At 55.5% G+C, this 18,125-nt stretch carries 15 protein-coding genes and 1 CRISPR repeat array; of the genes, 11 read left to right on the top strand and 4 right to left on the bottom strand.

Annotated features, from left to right (window positions below):
- Positions 1-35 precede the first annotated feature (35 nt).
- From RTU96_RS08835 to RTU96_RS08790, 10 genes are all read left to right on the top strand, one after another.
- Positions 36-1,574, top strand: a complete 1,539-nt coding sequence (locus tag RTU96_RS08835) for a CRISPR-associated endonuclease Cas3'' (protein ID WP_312636174.1) — start codon at positions 36-38, stop codon at positions 1,572-1,574.
- A gap of 9 nt (positions 1,575-1,583) precedes the next feature.
- Positions 1,584-2,258 carry a hypothetical protein gene (locus tag RTU96_RS08830; protein ID WP_397356743.1) on the top strand — a complete coding sequence of 225 codons (675 nt, stop codon included), beginning with the start codon at positions 1,584-1,586 and terminating at the stop codon, positions 2,256-2,258.
- 32 nt (positions 2,259-2,290) lie between these two features.
- On the top strand, positions 2,291-2,950 hold the full coding sequence (gene cas5c, locus RTU96_RS08825; protein WP_312636204.1) for a type I-C CRISPR-associated protein Cas5c: 660 nt from the start codon (positions 2,291-2,293) through the stop codon (positions 2,948-2,950).
- Between the two features lie 7 nt (positions 2,951-2,957).
- Positions 2,958-4,742 (top strand): type I-C CRISPR-associated protein Cas8c/Csd1, encoded by a 1,785-nt coding sequence (gene cas8c, locus RTU96_RS08820; protein WP_312636171.1) that lies wholly within the window; start codon positions 2,958-2,960, stop codon positions 4,740-4,742.
- Positions 4,743-4,757: 15 nt separating this feature from the next.
- Entirely contained in the window at positions 4,758-5,750 is a 993-nt protein-coding gene (cas7c, locus tag RTU96_RS08815; RefSeq protein WP_312636169.1) for a type I-C CRISPR-associated protein Cas7/Csd2, read from the top strand.
- Positions 5,731-6,315, top strand: coding sequence for a CRISPR-associated protein Cas4 (gene cas4 / locus RTU96_RS08810; RefSeq protein ID WP_312636168.1), 585 nt, complete (start codon positions 5,731-5,733; stop codon positions 6,313-6,315). The genes cas7c and cas4 overlap by 20 nt, the downstream gene beginning before the upstream one ends.
- A gap of 6 nt (positions 6,316-6,321) precedes the next feature.
- Positions 6,322-8,325: a CRISPR direct-repeat array (repeat unit 31 nt; unit sequence GATGCCCCCTCACGGGGGCATGACTTGAAAC).
- A gap of 521 nt (positions 8,326-8,846) precedes the next feature.
- Positions 8,847-10,367, top strand: coding sequence for a DUF1538 domain-containing protein (locus RTU96_RS08805; RefSeq protein ID WP_397356740.1), 1,521 nt, complete (start codon positions 8,847-8,849; stop codon positions 10,365-10,367).
- Positions 10,357-11,070, top strand: coding sequence for a P-II family nitrogen regulator (locus RTU96_RS08800; RefSeq protein WP_312636164.1), 714 nt, complete (start codon positions 10,357-10,359; stop codon positions 11,068-11,070). The genes RTU96_RS08805 and RTU96_RS08800 overlap by 11 nt, the downstream gene beginning before the upstream one ends.
- Positions 11,071-11,209: 139 nt before the next feature.
- Positions 11,210-13,120, top strand: coding sequence for an LTA synthase family protein (locus RTU96_RS08795; RefSeq protein WP_312636162.1), 1,911 nt, complete (start codon positions 11,210-11,212; stop codon positions 13,118-13,120).
- Positions 13,120-13,650, top strand: a complete 531-nt coding sequence (locus RTU96_RS08790; protein ID WP_312636160.1) for a hypothetical protein — start codon at positions 13,120-13,122, stop codon at positions 13,648-13,650. Before RTU96_RS08795 ends, RTU96_RS08790 begins: the two co-directional genes overlap by 1 nt.
- A 113-nt stretch (positions 13,651-13,763) precedes the next feature.
- Here RTU96_RS08790 and uvrC read toward each other — a convergent pair whose 3' ends face one another.
- The 4 genes from uvrC to RTU96_RS08770 all read right to left on the bottom strand — a co-directional run bounded on the left by uvrC (position 13,764) and on the right by RTU96_RS08770 (position 17,404).
- Positions 13,764-15,623: an excinuclease ABC subunit UvrC gene (gene uvrC / locus RTU96_RS08785; protein WP_312636159.1), complete on the bottom strand. Its 1,860-nt coding sequence runs from the start codon at positions 15,621-15,623 to the stop codon at positions 13,764-13,766.
- Positions 15,624-15,744: 121 nt separating this feature from the next.
- Complete coding sequence (locus RTU96_RS08780; RefSeq protein ID WP_293009669.1) at positions 15,745-16,008, bottom strand: HPr family phosphocarrier protein; 264 nt, start codon at positions 16,006-16,008, stop codon at positions 15,745-15,747.
- A gap of 303 nt (positions 16,009-16,311) precedes the next feature.
- A complete protein-coding gene (rbr, locus tag RTU96_RS08775) occupies positions 16,312-16,845 on the bottom strand; it encodes a rubrerythrin (protein ID WP_293009668.1) in 534 nt (177 codons plus the stop codon).
- Positions 16,846-17,008: 163 nt separating this feature from the next.
- On the bottom strand, positions 17,009-17,404 hold the full coding sequence (locus tag RTU96_RS08770) for a transcriptional repressor (protein ID WP_312636157.1): 396 nt from the start codon (positions 17,402-17,404) through the stop codon (positions 17,009-17,011).
- A 202-nt stretch (positions 17,405-17,606) separates the two neighbouring features.
- On the opposite strand from RTU96_RS08770, the gene RTU96_RS08765 reads away from it, so the two are divergent.
- On the top strand, positions 17,607-18,044 hold the full coding sequence (locus RTU96_RS08765; protein WP_312636156.1) for a hypothetical protein: 438 nt from the start codon (positions 17,607-17,609) through the stop codon (positions 18,042-18,044).
- Positions 18,045-18,125 lie beyond the last annotated feature (81 nt).

Raw genomic sequence — 18,125 nt, 5'->3', positions numbered from 1 at the left:
TATAGTAAGAATATAAAAGAAAGCCGGGAATTTATTTGAATGATGTCTATTATGCACGAAGTGAGAACGAGTTGCACGAAAAAGAGACGGTACAGCATCATTTAAAGCGTACCGCAGAACTATGCGCAGATTTTCTCTCCGTCCTTGCTTATGAGGACTTCGGGCAGGCACTCGGTACATTTCATGATATTGGGAAATACAGCGAGCTATTTCAGGAAGTACTGTTACATCAGAGATCGCACGTCAATCATGCGTACCCCGGCGCGGCTGCGGTCTTCAAATGCTGCGGCAAGCGAACCGCGCTTGCTGAAATTTTAGCCACCGTAATTGCGTCTCACCATGGACATCTGGACTATGACTGGGCGGACAGGACTTTGCTTAAACGCGTCCTATATGGCACGGGAAGCCGTCTGGACCGGGAAGGATATGAGTTTTCCATCTTTGGCCTGTTGGAATTTCAAAACACTATGGAACGGTTTCAGCAGGAAAACACCATACCGGTGCCCCACTCCACGTTGCCGGATTTTCAGAGGCAAGAGGATTCCAGCCTTGCAAAGATGCTCTTTACCCGTTTTTTGTTTTCCGCCCTGGTGGACGCAGATTATTCCAGCTCCGCAGAACACTTTGAGCCGGATTACCTGACGGCGCACACCGGTCCGGCATTGAATCCGGTTATTTCAACAGAACGACTGTTGGCCGTGCAGACGCAGAAAAAGGAGTCGTCCAGTGCTGCGTCTTCCCTGAACGAAATGCGGGACGAACTTTTTGAAAATTGCCGACAGGCGGCCAAACTGCCGCCCGGGCTTTTTACTCTGACAGCACCCACAGGTCTTGGAAAGACGCTCAGCCTGTTTGCATTTGCCGCAGAGCATTGTCAAGCACACAGAAAGCGGCGGATCATTCTGATCCTGCCATACCTTGCAATCATTGACCAGAATCTGAAGGATTATCGACAGATCGAGCCTGATTTGCTGGAGTGCCACAGCAACGCGGAGCTGAAAGAGGGTGCCCGGCTTCTGGCGCAGCGCTGGGAGTCTCCCTGCATCGTAACCACCAACGTCGGGTTTTTTGAGCCGCTTTTTTCTGCCCAGCCCACCGTGTGCCGGCATCTGCACGCCATTGCAAACAGTGTAATCGTTTTGGACGAGGCGCAGTCCCTTCCGCCCCACCTGCTGGACGCCACCCTTCGAACGGTGAAGCTGCTGTGCGAACAGTATGGGTGTACCGTTGTATTTTCAACTGCGACCCAGCCGTCCTTTCAGTACCGACCGGGTCTTCAATGGAATCCCCGGGAGATCGTGCCGCATCCGGAGATGCTGTTCCGCGCGGCAAGGCGCGTGGAATTTGAGTGGCGTATTCAAACACCCACGCCGCTTCGTGATCTTGCGGAGGAGCTGTCGCAAAAGCGGCAGAGCTGCGTAATCGTTAACCTTCGCGCCCACGCAAGGCTGCTCTATCAAAAGCTGGCGCAGTTATGCGGAAATGAGGACACATTTTACTTGACGACGGATCTTTGCCCCGCTCACCGACTGGCGTTGTTGAATGAAGTGAAAACACGTCTGGTCGAAGGATAACCCTGCCGTCTGGTTGCAACCCAGTGTATCGAGGCGGGCGTGGATTTGGATTTTCCAACAGTCTATCGGGCACTTGCGCCGCTGGAGTCTATTATTCAGGCAGCAGGCCGCTGCAACCGCAACGGGGACAAGCCCGACGGGCGCGTGGTGGTGTTTTTGCCGGATGAAAAAAGGCTGTATCCGCCCGGGGGATATTATGAGCACGGGGCGAAATGCGTGCAGGTGCTGCTCTCCCGCCACCCCATTGACTGCAACGATTTGGAGCACATTCGGGAGTACTACGAATTGCTTTACAGCTACGGCGACGGCGACCTTCAGAAACTGCAAGACGCTTTGCAAAACGAACAGTTTGACAAGGTAGAAGCGTCCTATAAGCTCATAGATAAAAAGGGCGTACAGGTGATTGTCCCTTATGAGGGACAGGCGGAACTGTACGACAGAATCAAGGCCGAGTATGATGCCGCCGGACTGACCGGAAGACTCATTCACCTTGCGCGGTTGGTGACGGTATCCTGCCTTGATGAGCGGTCCGTGCGCCTGAACTGCGAGCCTCTGCTGTTCCGCTCGCCCGAAATGAGCGACCGGGGCGAGACCGGATATTATCTGCTGGGGAGCGGCAGATTTTATAAAAAGGACTTGGGCCTGTATTTTGGCGACGCAGAAGACAATCTTTACATTTTATAGAAAAGGAGGGAGTAAATTTGGACAATCAGCAGGTGACCATAACGATTTGGGGCCGCTTTGCTTTGTTTTCGAGACCGGAAAGCAAAGTTGAAAGAATGACCTATCCGGTACCAACGCCCAGCGGCATTCGCGGCGTTTTAGCTTCCATCTATTCCAAACCCGCGGAGTTTTACTGGCAGGTGAATCAAATTGAGGTCCTGAACCCCATCCAATACACAACTTTTAAGCGCAATGAGGTAAAAAGTAAGCTTTCCCGCATCTCGGCGGAGAATCCCACCAGCGCCTGCATTGAAATTGAAGAGAACCGCACCCAGCGGCAGGCTGTGGTGCTGAAGGATGTGCGCTACCGCGTCACTGCAGAAATCGTACCGCGCCCGGATTTTGAAAAGCCGATTTCGCATCTGTACAATCAGTTTGAGCGGCGGGTGAAACGCGGTCAGATGTTTATGCAGCCCTGTATGGGGACAAGAGAGTTTCCGGCCTATTTTGAGTGGGGTTCCACAGGTGAGCTTCCCATTGCGCTGGATATGGATCTTGGTCTGATGGTATACGATGTTTTTGATCTGAACGAGTGGAAAGTCGGGAAACAGGCAAACCCGTCCGTATCCTTATACCACGCTCAAATGAAAAACGGCGTTATTCAGGTTCCTGAGTTTGATTCTCCGTTGGTTTTGAAACCGGAAAAGAGGTGAAAGCAACGTGCTGACAGAATTATACCAGTATGCCCTGAAAAAGAATCTGGCGGCCAGACCCGGCTTTAAGCGCAAACGGGTCAAAGCATACCTGTGTCTGTCGTCCGAAGGAGAATTTCTCGGCATCGAGCTGCGGGAAAAAGGCGCGCCGGATGTATATGCGCCGGATGTGGGCGCAGCCGCCAACGGCACGCGATACTGCAACCCTCTGGTAGAGAAAGCGCAAATTCCCCTTCGGATCATCAAGGATCCGGAGAAAGACAAAAACATCCCGACAAAAAGTGATTTCTATCTCTCCATGCTGGATGACGGCGCGGTTGACGAGCCGTATTTCACCGTCATCGCCCGGGCGCTGCGGGACGGCGAAACTGTCGCGGCCATGGAGCGGGCGATGGAGGAGCAAAAGCTGAAAGGCTCCGACCCCGTCAGTTTTATGGTGGACGGACTTCCAATTGAGCAAAGCGAGAAGTATCTTTCCTGGTGGGAGACATTTCGCGCCCAGTTTTCTCCCGCCCAGACCGGAGACCGTCCCCGCTGTCTGATCACCGGGCAGGCTGCGCCGTCCATGGATACGGTCCCCAAGGTTTCCGGCCTGCTGGCGGTGGGTGGGCATACATCGGGAGATGCATTCCTCTGCTTCGATAAGGACGCGTTTCAGTCCTACGGACTGAAAAAAAGCGCCAACGCGCCCGTGTCCGAGGAGGCCATGACGGCAGTCAATGCGGCACTGTCCGACTTGCTTCGTAAAGCAGAAGTTCTGGGTGGAGCAAAACTGGTCCACTGGTACTCCGGACCCATCACCGAGGAGGAGGAGTTGCTTCCGCTCCTGTTTGACGCAGGCTGGGACAATGGCAACTTTGAGTCGGAAGAATCCGCCGGAAGCGGTGAGAAGGCGGCTCTGCGGTCCGCACAAAAGCTGATTGAAAGCATTTGGACCGGCAAGACCTCCGAGCAGCTCAACGCCCGCTATTACATTTTGCCTTTGTCGGGGGCCGGCGGACGCATGATGGTGCGCGGCTGGTACGAGGGCAGCTATGAAGAACTGTATCAGAGTATCCGGCTTTGGTTTGACGATCTGACCTTGGTGCGCTGGAACGGCAAGGGACTTGCGGACGCTCCCAAACTGAAAACGCTTTGCACCCGTATGCTGAAACCGGGCGGTGATCCGAAAAAGGTATGGGACCGGATGGATAAAGAGCTGCCCAATCTTTTGGGAAAAGTCCTCAATGCCATTATTAAGGCGGGACCGCTGCCGGACGAGGCGGCTGTGCGGGTATTGCATTATATCCGTTCCGCAATTCTGGCGGCGGAACAGGACGGGGGAAACAGCGCAGGGCATTTTGAGCGTGAAACACTGGCGTTCCAGCTTTTAAAAGTATGGCTGATCAGAAAACAACGGGAAAGAGGAGATGAGAAACTGATGGAAGCGGCAAAGACAGATCGAATGGAAAGTGCGGCATACTGCTGCGGTCAACTGATGGCAACTTATGTGGCCATTCAACAGGCCGCCATGCCGGAGGTCGGCGTCGGACTGGCGCAGCGGTATTATACCGCCGCCAGCAGCGGCCCCGCGTTTGTAATCGGGAAACTGGCTCAACTGGCTCAGCATCATTTAAGCAAATTGGACAAGGGCCTTTCCATTTATTATGAACGATGCCTTTCCGAAATCTACGTCCGTATAGGCGATTCAAAAATTCCCACGATGCTGTCCATAGAGCAGCAGGCGGAATTTGCTCTTGGCTACTATCAGCAGCGCGCGGCGCTCTACTCTACGTCGGCTTCAAAAGAATAAGGGAGGTAAAAAACAATGGCAATCGAAAATCGGTATGAGTTTCTCTTCTATATCCAGTGCCGCGATGGCAATCCCAATGGAGACCCCGACCTTGGCAACAGTCCGCGCATGGACCCGCAGGACAGCCACGGCTACATTACGGACGTGGCCATAAAGCGCCGTATTCGCAATTATGTTCAGGCAGCTCATGCGGGCGATCCCGGTATGGAGATGCTGATTCGCAGCGCCAGCAACATCAATACCGGCATTGCCCGGGCAAAGGAACTCTCCGGCGTGGAAATCTCCGCCAAGGGCAAGAACGAGGTGTATGCCGGCCGCCGGAAAGCCTGCGAGCTTTTTTACGACGTACGCACCTTTGGCGCAGTCATGTCCACCGGCCCCAACGCCGGGCAGGTGCGCGGCCCGGTACAGCTTACGTTTGCCCGGTCGCTGGACCCCATCGCGGCACAGGACATCTCTATTACCAGAATGGCGAAGGCGGCTGATGTGCCAAACGCAAAAATACTGGAAGACTATACAGCTTGGGAGACCCAGCAATCCGAAGATTCTCTGCGCACCATGGGCCGCAAGCAGTTTATCTCTTACGGCCTTTATGAGGCCCGCGGCTTTATCAGCGCAAATCTGGCGGCAGAAACCGGTTTTGACGATCAGGACCTGCACATCCTGTTTGAGTCCATCCTGAATATGTACGAGCATGATCGTTCTGCCAGCAAGGGAGAGATGTCGGTCATCACACCGCTGGTGATCTTCCGCCATACCGGCACGGACAGCGACTTGGAGCAGAGAAAGCGTCAGGCAAAGCTTGGCTGCGCCCCCTCCCACCGCCTATTTGATCTGGCCACTATTGAAAAGAAATCAGATGTGGAATATGCCCGTTCCTGGAAGGACTATAACGCCTCCATCCAGTTGGACGCAAGGCCGGCCGGTGTGGACGTGGGATTTCTCTGCTCTCCTTACGGTGAGATCATCTGGAATCAGGTGCCGGAAGATGCCGAGTTCTTCTGTTGATCTAGACCCGCTGCCACTCTCCTGGCTAACGCAGTACGGTTACTGCCCGCGCCGCTGTGCGCTTTTGGCGCTGGAGCGGGTCTGGTCGGAAAACGAGTTTACCGCCGCAGGCCGGGCGCAGCATCAAAGAGTTCACACGGCGCGGGTGGAGCGGCGGGGAGAGAATATCAGCCTGTTTGAGCTCCCCGTTTTCTCAAGGGCCTTGGGAGTCAGCGGTCTTTGTGATTGCGTGGAGGCCGCACAGTCTCCCGATGGCATCCATCTTCCGTATGGAGACGGACGGTATCGGCTATATCCGGTGGAGTATAAGCATGGCATTGTCCGGGATGAGGTGGAGTATCACATACAACTGTGTGCGCAGGCCATGTGCCTTGAAGAGCAGTTTGGCGGTACAATATCCACCGGTGCGATCTTCTTCATTGACGCGCACCGGCGGGATGAAGTCGCCCTGACCTCAGAACTCCGAAAGGCAACGGCGGATACCGCAAACGCGGTGGCGCTTCTTGTAGCACGGCAGTTGCTGCCTCAAGCCAAATACAGCGCAAAGGTGTTTTTGAATGATTGATAATGAGATGCCCCCTCACGGGGGCATGACTTGAAACCGGTCAGGGATGCCGGGATTTTGAGGAATACGGAGATGCCCCCTCACGGGGGCATGACTTGAAACGCTATGTTCTTCCCCCCTGTTCGCCGGATGGTACGCGATGCCCCCTCACGGGGGCATGACTTGAAACAGTTTGGATAGTAGCAATAGCTTTTCTCATATCTAGATGCCCCCTCACGGGGGCATGACTTGAAACACCAAGAAGCAGGCAAAAGAAATTATAGAGGGGTTGGATGCCCCCTCACGGGGGCATGACTTGAAACATAGACCCGTCTTCCCCATCCCCGGAAGGGGTCGGATGCCCCCTCACGGGGGCATGACTTGAAACATAAGGCGCTGGACCACCATCTTGTGATTGACCCGGATGCCCCCTCACGGGGGCATGACTTGAAACATTAAAGCTTGGCCCGGATGGTCCGAAATGTCGCTGATGCCCCCTCACGGGGGCATGACTTGAAACTTATACTCGCCAACACCCGCTGAAGCATCCAGATGATGCCCCCTCACGGGGGCATGACTTGAAACTCCATCAATGCTTGGGCTGCTATGAGGTCGTCCACGATGCCCCCTCACGGGGGCATGACTTGAAACCCCTATATGCCACAACCTTTGGCAACAATATGCCGATGCCCCCTCACGGGGGCATGACTTGAAACTCAGATAGTTCAACGCCGGGGATTTCAATGCCAAGATGCCCCCTCACGGGGGCATGACTTGAAACTAATTTTGTGAGGGACGGGCTGCGCGACCTTATTGGATGCCCCCTCACGGGGGCATGACTTGAAACATGTAGCTGGCGGCAGATGTAGGAATCGAACCCACGGATGCCCCCTCACGGGGGCATGACTTGAAACAAGAACGCCGACCCATCCGGGATAAAAAACGGTGATGCCCCCTCACGGGGGCATGACTTGAAACCCCGTTCTGGGCGATGTGGCCGGGGGCCTCCCCAGATGCCCCCTCACGGGGGCATGACTTGAAACCACCGTGTTGTCTCCGTGCCCCAGCGGGTAGACCTGATGCCCCCTCACGGGGGCATGACTTGAAACGTCGGTGTTCGTGTTCGCCACGTCAGCCGCCGCGCCGATGCCCCCTCACGGGGGCATGACTTGAAACCAGCTCCCGCCCGGGACCGTAAATCGCACGGTGTAGATGCCCCCTCACGGGGGCATGACTTGAAACGGCTCTCTGAGAGCCTTAACCGGTCTGCCTGCCCATAGATGCCCCCTCACGGGGGCATGACTTGAAACAGAATTAAATGACGCGTACCCTGACCATGGCAGTAGATGCCCCCTCACGGGGGCATGACTTGAAACCGTCTGGCAGTTACGAGGAATACCGTGAACGGCGATGCCCCCTCACGGGGGCATGACTTGAAACAAAGGGGATACCCTGTGGGGGATTGCCCGGAAGCAGGATGCCCCCTCACGGGGGCATGACTTGAAACAAGCGTTTCCGCTTAACCCCTCAATATTACCACCAGGATGCCCCCTCACGGGGGCATGACTTGAAACATGCAAGTGGAGCCGCCGCCGTCACCGATAACCGATGCCCCCTCACGGGGGCATGACTTGAAACTCCTTATCGTAGTAGGAATTTTGTGTGGTGAGGTGATGCCCCCTCACGGGGGCATGACTTGAAACATTTTCAATCGCCATTTTTACTCACCTCCTTTTACGATGCCCCCTCACGGGGGCATGACTTGAAACTTTACAAGGCTGTCCGGTGTCGCATAATCGCCATGATGCCCCCTCACGGGGGCATGACTTGAAACTTTTTTTAAGGGGGAACTATGGCAGAAACAGAAGATGCCCCCTCACGGGGGCATGACTTGAAACTTTGTTGACATAGGCAAACCGCATGGACGATAGTGGATGCCCCCTCACGGGGGCATGACTTGAAACAACCAGTTTTACAGCGAGAACATGGCTGAAGACATCGATGCCCCCTCACAGGGGGTGTGATGCGCTATGACGAACTTGGCGCGGCGATGTTTTTATTCCGTTAAAATTTCATTGCCCATTCCGCGCATCAAGCAGCGGGCCGAGGTTCACAGGCTTACAGGCACGCAGGTCCTCTTAATAATGGAAGTCTCCCGGAAACCACAGTGGTTTCCGGGGTTTTTTAACGCACTCTTGTTCTGTGCACGTCCGGGCTTTATGAGATTGCCACAAAAAAGTTGGGCATACTCTCCAAAGCGGGAAAAGCGCATGGTCCGGGGTTCAGTATTGACAAATCCTATATAATCCGTAAACTAAGTATATAGGGTCAGCCGCTCGCCGTTTCTTGGCGAACGGCTTTTGACAAATGATTTCGCTCTTTTGCCGCGGCGAGGCGCGCCGCCGACTGCACAGACAGGGTGCGGTGGTTTTTCGGCGCCGTCCGTATTGAGGGCATGGGCGAATTTATTTTAGGGCTTTCAGGAGTCCTTGAAATACATAGTAAGGAGGATATCATTGAAAGAAAATCTGAAAGCGAAAATTAAGGAATCCATGTCGTCTGTTCTGCCAATCACAATTATTGTGTTCCTGCTGGGAATCACAATTGTTCCTGTTCCGGTGGGAACCATCACCCTGTTCCTCGCCGGAGCGGTGATGCTGATTGTGGGAATGGGATTTTTCGCACTGGGCGCAGACGTGGCTATGATGCCCATAGGACAGGGTATCGGCAGCCACTTTGGAAAACCCGGAAAATCCATTGCAGCCATACTTGCGGTGGGCTTTATCATGGGCGTGATTATCACCGTGGCGGAACCGGATCTTCAGGTGCTGGCCCATCAGGTTCCCGCCATCCCCGACAGCGTTTTGATCTGGACAATTGCTCTGGGCGTGGGACTTTTTTTAACCGTCGCGGTCCTGCGGACCGTTTTCCATCTGAATCTGGCCCACCTTCTGCTCATTTTTTATGCGATTGTCTTCGCGCTGGCTTTTTATGTCTCAAAGGATTTTATCCCCATGGCCTTTGACAGCGGCGGCGTGACCACCGGACCCATTACCGTGCCGTTTATCATGGCCTTTGGTGCAGGTCTGGCCTCCATGCGGGAGGACGACTCTCAGGACAACAGCTTCGGTCTTGTTGCCCTTTGCAGCATCGGCCCCATTCTCTCAGTACTGGTACTGGGGCTTTTGTATAAGCCCTCCTCCGCCGATTACACCACGATTACCATTACAGAGGTAATTACCACCAAGGACGTGGCGGCGCAGTTCGTACACAGCCTCCCCATTTATGTGGAAGAGGTGGGCAAGGCCTTTGGTCCCATTCTGCTGTTTTTCCTGGCTTTTCAGGCCATTTCCCACAGATACAACAAGCGCCAGATGGTGAAGATTCTTGTGGGTCTTCTCTATACGTTTATCGGCCTTGTCTTGTTTCTGACAGGGGCAAACGTGGGTTTTATGCCCGTGGGATATTATATCGGTTCAGAGATGGCTAAGACGTCCTTCAATTGGGCGCTGATTCCTCTGGGCATGATTATCGGCTATTTCATTGTGGCGGCGGAGCCCGCCATTCACGTGCTGAACAAGCAGGTGGAGGAGGTCACTCAGGGCTCGATCTCCCAGAGCGCCATGCAGCTAAGCCTTTCCATCGGCGTGGCCATGTCTCTGGCGTTTGGCATGATCCGCGTGCTGACGGGCATCTCTATTATGTGGTTTTTGATTCCGGGCTACGTCATTTCCATTGTCCTGTCGTTTTTTGTGCCAAAGATTTTCACGGGCATCGCCTTTGACAGCGGCGGCGTGGCCAGCGGACCAATGACGGCTACCTTTGTGCTCCCTTTTGCCATCGGAGCGGCGGAAGCCTTTGGCGGAAACATTATGACCGACGCGTTCGGTATCGTGGCAATGGTTGCCATGACTCCCCTGATTACGATTCAGGTTTTGGGATTTGTGTATCAGATGCGGATGCGCTCGTCTGCGCTGCGCGCAGAAGCCGACGCCGTGTTCTCTCAGGAGGATACGATTATAGAATATGAGCCCGGAGAATACGGAGAGGAGGGCGAGACAATTGAACAATGACTACAACCGGATTATCAAGCTGATGGTCACCATCGTGGATCGCGGCAAGGGTGAAAAGGTCGCCGAAATCTGCCGTGGGCATCATCTGTATTACCATATCCTCTGCTTTGGCATGGGAACCGCAAATTCCGAGATGCTGGATTATCTGGGGCTTGGAAAAACAGAAAAGGACTTCGTGATTACCATGGGCCCGAGGGAACGGCTTCCCTCCACCGTCAAAGAAATCGCACAGCAAATGCAGCTACACAAGCCAGGACGCGGAATTGTGTTTACGATTCCGCTGTCTGGAATCAGCAGCCTGTTTTCTCAGATGCTGCTGCGGGAGGAGGATAACGAATTGGATCAGAACACCGGAAAGCAGGAGGGTTGCTGCGGCTCGAAATATGAGCTGGTGGTTGCCATTGTAAACCGCGGCTACACCGATAAGATCATGAGCGCCGCCCGCTCCGTGGGCGCCATGGGCGGGACCATCATCGATGGGCGCGGCGTGGGCTACGAAGAAGCGGAAAAGCTTCTGGGCGTGTCCATCAAGGCCGAGAAGAGCATCGTGTGCATTCTTTGCAGCCGCAAAGAAAAACACACCATTATGCAGGCTATCAACACCGAGGCCGGTATTAAATCCGAGGCGCGGGGGATTCTTCTCTCCGTCCCTGTGGACGATATGATGGGCCTGAATGTGGATCACGAGGCTTCGGCACAGTAGCTTCCAAGCGCCCCGCCTTTTGGCGGGGCGCTTTTCTCTCTTTTGAACAAGCTGAAAGTGCCTTTTCTTGCTTTTTTTCAAAAAAGCTTTATAATGAAAAAGGATTTCAAATTGTGAGGAAAGGATTATCATACTATATATGAGAAAACATACAAAGCCCCTTCCCGCCCGTGGCATGGGCCTGCCGCTGACATTTTTGCTGGCGGTACTGCTGTCGGGGTTTTACACGCTGCTTTGCCTGTGGATTCAGCCAAACAGCCTGCGCTCCGCCCTTTCCCTTTTTTTAACGGAGCCGCTGCTCATCGTGCTGAACGCCCTGCCCATCGGGCTTTTGATTGTGGCCTTCGCCATGCTGTTTGCAAACGTATTTTTTTCTGCGGCGCTGGTGGGAACCCTTTGCGGCATTCTCTCCATTGCCAGCCGCATTAAAATCGAAGTCCGCAATGAGCCGCTGTTTCCCCGGGATCTGGGCCTTTTAAAGGAGGCAACCAGCGCCGCCGGGTCTTATGCCATCCGTTTCCCATGGTCCGCGATTGCCGCTGTGGTGATAAGCTGCGCTTTGCTGGTGGCTCTGGGCATTTTTTTTCGGGGCAGGCCGCTGTCTCCCGGAAGACCCATCTGGATTCGCTTCCTGCTGCGCTTTTCGGGCGCGGTGATTACGCTGGGCGTGCTGATGGGCCTGATTTTCACCGTTTACGCCTCTAATGCTCTTTACAATTCCTTCCCCGTTTCCAATCCCTATTACGTTCCCTCCGTGTTTAACGAGTTGGGGTTTCCCTACTGCTTCACCCATCACTTTACCACCTACACCGTGGATAAGCCGGCGGGCTTCAGCCGGGCGGCTGCGGAAGAGTGGGACAGCGGCGGACAGGCTCCCGGACAGGGCGCGCCGGTAAACGTCATCATGGTGATGAACGAGGCGTTTTCCGACGTGACCGACCAACCCATGTTTACCTATACGGAAGAGGAGAACCCTCTGAAAAATCTCCATGCCATTCGGGAAAGTGCTCACTCCGTCTCCGGCCACGTGGTGGTCCCCGGCTTTGCCGGGGGCACCGCCAACACGGAGTTTGACGTGCTGACGGGCATGCAGACCAACGCCCTCTCCGCCACCACCACCTCCGCCTTCCGAGCGGTGAACCGCAATCTGTACAGCCTGTATCGCGTTTTTGCCGCAGACGGCTACGCCACCTCCTTCCTCCACCCCGGCGATGCATGGTTTTATAACCGGGAAAACGTCTACGACTTTTTTGGCGCGGAGGAAATCGAGTTTGCGGAGGATATGCAGGACCTTCAGTATAAGGGCCGCTGGGTCACCGACGATTCACTTGCGGGGCTGCTCGAAGAGAAATTTGACGCCGCCGTAGCCGCCGGGAAGCCGCTGTTCAACTACACCACCACCATCCAAAATCATATGTCCTACACCGCCGACAAATACGGTCCGGACTATGCCTATCCCCCAGTGCAAACCTCCGCCTCCCTTTCTGACCAGGCTAAAGAGCTCCTTTCCGTCTACATCGAGGGTGCCCGTGACGCAGACGCCATGCTGGGCCGCCTGACGAACTATTTTGCCGCCAGCAGCGAACCGGTGGTGCTGGTTTTTCTCGGAGATCACCTGCCCTATCTGGGAGACAATCAGTTGGCCTATAAGGAGCTTGGAATGAATCTGACCCCGGAGGAAAATGGCTCGGCGGGCTTTTTGAAATCCTATGAAACCCCCTATGTCATCTGGGCCAACGACACGGCCGCCGAAGCGCTGGACTGGGACGCAAGCGTAGCCGCTGTGGATCTGCCTGAAGACGGGACGATCAGCGCCTCCTTTTTGGGCGCGACAGTGCTGGAACTGACGGGGCGAGGTGACGAAAGCCCCTGGTTCCAATTCCTAAATCAGCTTCGCCGGACTGCCTATTCCGTGGTGCAGAAAGAGACGGCGGTTTTGCCCGACGGGACCGTGACCACGCTGGACGCGCTGGATCAAAGCGGGCAGGAGCTGCTCTCCAAGTGGCGCTGCTGGAGCTATTACAAGCTCAAATACAAGGACGTGAACTGATGGGGCGGCAAAGTCATGAAATCGCCCTGTGCGGTGTAGCAGCAGCCCTTGGGATCGTGCTGCTGCTTCTGGGATGCATGATTCCCGGGGCCACATACTGCGCTCCGCTCTTGGCAATGCTGGCCCTGCTGCCGGTGCTTTCCGAGCGCGGACCCCGGCCCGCCCTGAGCGTCTACGGTGTGACAGCGGTGCTGGCCCTGCTGCTGGCGCCGGACAAGGAATCCGCGCTGGTCTATCTCCTCTTGGGGCACTATCCGGTTTTGCGTCCCACGCTGAACCGGCTGCGGCTTCGCTTTGTGCGTTTACTCTGCAAGCTGGCGGTATTCAACTCCGCTGTGGCCGTTTTGTATTTTCTGCTGCGGGCGGTGGGACTGGATGTGCTGAACGAAGAGCTTGCGGGCTACGCATGGCCCCTTTCGTTGGCGTTTCTGCTGGGCGCAAATCTGACGTTTCTTCTGTTGGACCGGGCTTTGGGGCAGATGACGCTGCTGTGGCAGTATCGGCTGCGCAAGCTGTTTTTCAGGCATTGAGCCTCCTGCGTTTTTTATTCTGCTTAAAAAGGACCTCCAAGCGCTCAGAGAGCGCTTGGAGGTCCTTCGTGTGTGCCGTTTATCGGAGCGGCTTCATTTTTTAATACCTCACGTCAGCCGTCCTGCTTTGCCGATTCGCCGGCGATGGCGGGAGTATCCTTTTCATGGAGATGGCGGTACGCCCCTTTCGCCGCAGCAGGCCCTACCACCGCCGCAAGCTCTTCCTCCGTGGCGGCGCGAATGGCCTTGACCGTTCCGAAATGCTTTCGCAGGGCTTCCCGCCGCTTGGGACCCACGCCAGGGATATCGTCCAGCGCGGAGCGCAGAGCATTTTTCCGGTGGCTCTCCCGGTTATAGGTGATGGCAAAACGGTGCGTCTCCTCCTGAATCTGCCCGATCAGGGCAAACACCGCCTGATTCGCCTGAATGCCGATTTCCAACCCCTCCGGGGTCACCAGCGCGCGGGTGCGGTGGCGATCGTCCTTCACCATGCCAAAAATGGGGATGTCCAGACCAAAGGTCCGGGTCACCTCCAGCGCCGTTTTCGCGTGCACCTCGCCGCCGTCGATCAAAAACACATCCGGCAGGGGCAAAAACTTTTCGTCACCGTCCGCAGCCCGCTGAAGTCTGCGGCGCAACACCTCCCGCATGGAAGCATAATCGTCCGGGTGTCCGGATACATCCTTAATCTGAAACCGGCGGTAAGCGCTTTTCAAGGGCCTGTCCCCACCGTAAACCACCATAGAGGCGACAATTTCGCTGGAGCCGGTGTTGGAGATATCATAGGATTCCATCCGCTCCGGCGGACGGGGCAGGCCCGTCATTTTCGTCAAAAGGGCCAGTACCTGACTGCTGCGCTCCTCTCGCGTGGTGGCTCGCTTCGCCTCCTCGGCGGCGTTCTGCCGGGCCATTTCCAAAAGGCCCGCCTTTTCCCCCCGCTGAGGAACGTGGACCCAGACTTTGCGGCCCGCCCGGCGGGACAGCGCTTCAGACAGCTCCTCGCAGTTTCCCGCGTCGGCAGGGAGCAGAATTTCGTGGGGCAACAGCGACCGGGGCAGGTAATACTGGGCGGCAAGAGCGGCGAGCATTTCCCCCTCGTCCTCGTCCACCGGGGCGGCAAACAACTCCGTCTCCCGCCCGGCAAGGTTCCCCTCCTCCATATGGAGAATGGCATAGCAGCACTTGGCCCCCTTGTAGATGCCCCATATATCCGTGTCGGCGCAAAGGCCCGCGATAACTGTCTGCTTTTTCGCCAGCGCGCCGATGGCGTTAATCCGGTCCCGGAGGACTGCGGCCCGCTCAAAGCGAAGGTCTTCCGCTTCCGATTCCATCTCCTCCGTCATCTCCCGCAGAAGCTGCTTGGACTTTCCCTCCAGCAGCGCCGCCGCCTGCGTCATGCGGCTTTGATAGTCCTTCTCCGACAAACCCGGACGGCACCATCCGTCGCACCGGCCCATGTGATAGTTCAAACACGGCCGCCCCACGCCGATGTCCTGCGGAAATTTCCGGCGGCAGGTGGGCAGCTTCAGCGCGGCGCACACCGCGTCCAGCGCCTGTCGCGTCTCAAATCTCCCGCCGAAGGGACCAAAATACCGTGCCGCATCGTCGGCGTAGCGGTGGACCATGGAAAATCGGGGATACGTCTCCTTGGACAGCCGCACAAAGGGATAGCCCTTGTCGTCCTTCAGTAAAATGTTGTACTGCGGCATGTGCCGCTTGATGAGGGAGTTTTCCAGCACCAGCGCTTCCCACTCGCTGGAAACGAAGATCGTGTCAAACCTGTCCACCTCAGACACCATTTTGCGGGTCTTAACCGTGTGAGACGCACTGTCCTGAAAATATTGGCTGACGCGGTTTTTTAGTTTTTTCGCTTTGCCCACGTAAATGACCTTGCCAGTTTTGTCCATCATGAGATACACGCCGGGCTTCAGGGGCAGATTACCGGCCTTTTCTCTCAGCTCGTCTTTTGTCACGTACTCCCTCCTCTCGTTTCCACATAAAAAAGAAAACCCCGCGTTACCGCGGGGTGAAAGAGGCGCGGCCGCCTCTTTTTCTCTTTTCTCTCCGGGGAGATTTTAAGCGCGGGTGAAAGAGTTATTCGCCAAAGTTGTTTTCGATCAGCTCCGCCAATGCGGCGACGGCTTCCTTCTCGTCGCTTCCGTCGGCAATCAGCGTGATTTTGGTCCCCATAACAATGCCCAGGGACAGCACACCCAGAAGGCTCTTCGCGTTTACCCGGCGGTCTTCCTTCTCCACCCAGATTCCGCTTTTGAACTCATTTGCCTTTTGGATAAAGAACGTCGCGGGCCGCGCGTGAAGACCCACCTCGTTATTGACCGTGATCTCCTGTGTATACATATGCAGCACTCCTTTTCCCTATCGCCGTATTAAAACTCCGCATACCATGTCATTTTGTCCTTATATCATATCCGTTTTTTACAAAAACGTCAACAGGCTTTTATACAAACATTTCAAAAATACGCAGGGAGAATTGGCGCGGTTTTTGTCTTTTTCCACAAACTTATCAGGAACGTCCCCCGCTTCACTTGTGCGCAATTTGCTTTTTCCAAAAAACGGCGGATTTTTATGGCTTTTTCTGTCCGTCAGACAGGGAAAGCCGGGGCCGCCGCAAAAGCGGCGGCCCCGGCGGCAAATGTAACCTTAATAATTAAGGGCCTTCACCTGAAAATAACTCCGGGGGTGGTTGCACACGGGGCACACCTGAGGCGCGTTCTCGGCGATCTCCACATGGCCGCAGTTGCGGCAGAACCACATGACCTTTTCGCCCTTTTTGAAAACCTCGCCATTTTTCAGGTTTTCCAGCAGCTTTAGATAGCGCTCCTCATGGGTCTTCTCAATTTTCGCCACGCCTTCAAACTGGGCAGCCAGCGCCAAAAAGCCCTCTTCCTCGGCGGTGCGGGCCATTTCGGCGTACATGTTTGTCCACTCGTAGTTCTCGCCCGCGGCGGCGGCCACCAGATTTTCATCGGTGGAACCGATGCCGTCCAGTGCCTTAAACCACAGCTTGGCGTGCTCCTTCTCGTTCAGGGCAGTCTCCTCGAAAATGGCCGCGATCTGCTCGAAGCCCTCCTTGCGCGCTTTGCCCGCATAGTAGTCGTACTTGTTGCGGGCCTGACTCTCCCCCGCAAACGCAGTCCACAGATTTGCTTCCGTCTTGCTTCCCTTCAGTTCCATGATAATATTCCCCTTTCAAACATTCTATCTCAGGCGGCGGCGCGGCCTGCGCCGCCGCCGTGGCTGACTTGTGACTTTTCCGTTTTCTGCAAGCATTCCGCCGGACAAATGGGTGTCCGGGGGAAATGAAAGCAACGGTCATGCCGAAGATCTCCAGCAGCACTCAGCAATCTTCTTTTCGCGCGCGCTGCCCGCATCGGGGGCAGGTCCCGTAAAACATGAGTGCGTGGCGTATGGCCCGAAAGCCTTTTTTGCACGCCGCTGCATCCAGACCGGGATCATAGGGGCCTGCGGCATCGCTTACAGCGCCGCAGGTAAGGCAGGTAAAATGCGCGTGGGGCGTCGTATCCCCGTCAAACCGGACGATGGGACCGGGCAGCTCCTGCAGCCGCCCCTCTTCCGCCATCCGGTGAAGATTGCGATAGACAGTGCCCAGACTCAGCCTGGGAATTTCCGGCTTCAGCCAGGCAAACACCATCTCTGCCGTGGGATGATCCATGCTCTCCCGCACGACCGCGTAAATTTTCTCTCTTTGAAGCGAATATCGCTGCGGCTGCATGGGGCCTCCTTTCAGAACCTATCCAGTAATGATTTCTACTTATATGATAATATGCGTCTTAAAAGAATGCAAGCAGTTTTTTAAAATTGTTACTTTTTTCACCTCGTTTTGCAAAAAACTACCACGGTTGTTTCGCGGTAAACTTACCATACTAACTCAGGGTATCGCAATGTAATAAAGTCCACACAAAGGAGGAAACGACTTGAAAAGGACATTTGCGTTTTTGCTCACTGCTTTGATGGCCCTGAGTTTAACGGCCTGCGGCACTGACAAAAACAACACGCCCAACAATAGCACTCCCAATCAATCCGCCACTGACAACAACACCGGCTCCGGCACGGGTTCCGGCGCGGGTTCTGCCACCGGAACCGCCGTGGTAAAAAATAAAGACCAGCGGCGCATTGAAAACGGCGCCACCGGCACGGCTGCCGGAGCCGCGGACAACGCGATGCTGGGCCTTGAAAACGACGGCGTAGGCGCGCCCGAATCTGCAATTGTAAACAACGGAACCAGAACCGGCAGCGGCGCGATTCGCAGCACCACCTATGAACAGATGCTTCGCAACGCCCGCGTGCATGACCGGGACGGCTTTCTGCTGGACGGCGAAAATGCCGTAACCCCCGGCGCAGCGTTCCGCTAAAATCCCGGCGCATTGCTCCGCGGCAAATTCTTTGCCCCTGATGGGACAGAGGGCGCGGCAGCGCGGGAACACACAGAATTG

It is taken from the genome of Oscillibacter sp., assembly GCF_032018205.1.
Lineage (GTDB): Bacteria > Bacillota > Clostridia > Oscillospirales > Oscillospiraceae > Oscillibacter.
This window is presented reverse-complemented; position numbering and strand designations above follow the sequence as displayed.

Bases quoted from the DNA above. Each gene is read 5' to 3' on its own strand.
- cas7c (WP_312636169.1), top strand. From the start codon at position 4,758: ATGGCAATCGAAAATCGGTATGAGTTTCTCTTCTATATCCAGTGCCGC.
- cas4 (WP_312636168.1), top strand. From the start codon at position 5,731: ATGCCGAGTTCTTCTGTTGATCTAGACCCGCTGCCACTCTCCTGGCTA.
- RTU96_RS08805 (WP_397356740.1), top strand. From the start codon at position 8,847: ATGTCGTCTGTTCTGCCAATCACAATTATTGTGTTCCTGCTGGGAATC.
- RTU96_RS08795 (WP_312636162.1), top strand. From the start codon at position 11,210: ATGAGAAAACATACAAAGCCCCTTCCCGCCCGTGGCATGGGCCTGCCG.
- RTU96_RS08790 (WP_312636160.1), top strand. From the start codon at position 13,120: ATGGGGCGGCAAAGTCATGAAATCGCCCTGTGCGGTGTAGCAGCAGCC.
- RTU96_RS08780 (WP_293009669.1), bottom strand. From the start codon at position 16,008: ATGTATACACAGGAGATCACGGTCAATAACGAGGTGGGTCTTCACGCG.
- rbr (WP_293009668.1), bottom strand. From the start codon at position 16,845: ATGGAACTGAAGGGAAGCAAGACGGAAGCAAATCTGTGGACTGCGTTT.
- RTU96_RS08770 (WP_312636157.1), bottom strand. From the start codon at position 17,404: ATGCAGCCGCAGCGATATTCGCTTCAAAGAGAGAAAATTTACGCGGTC.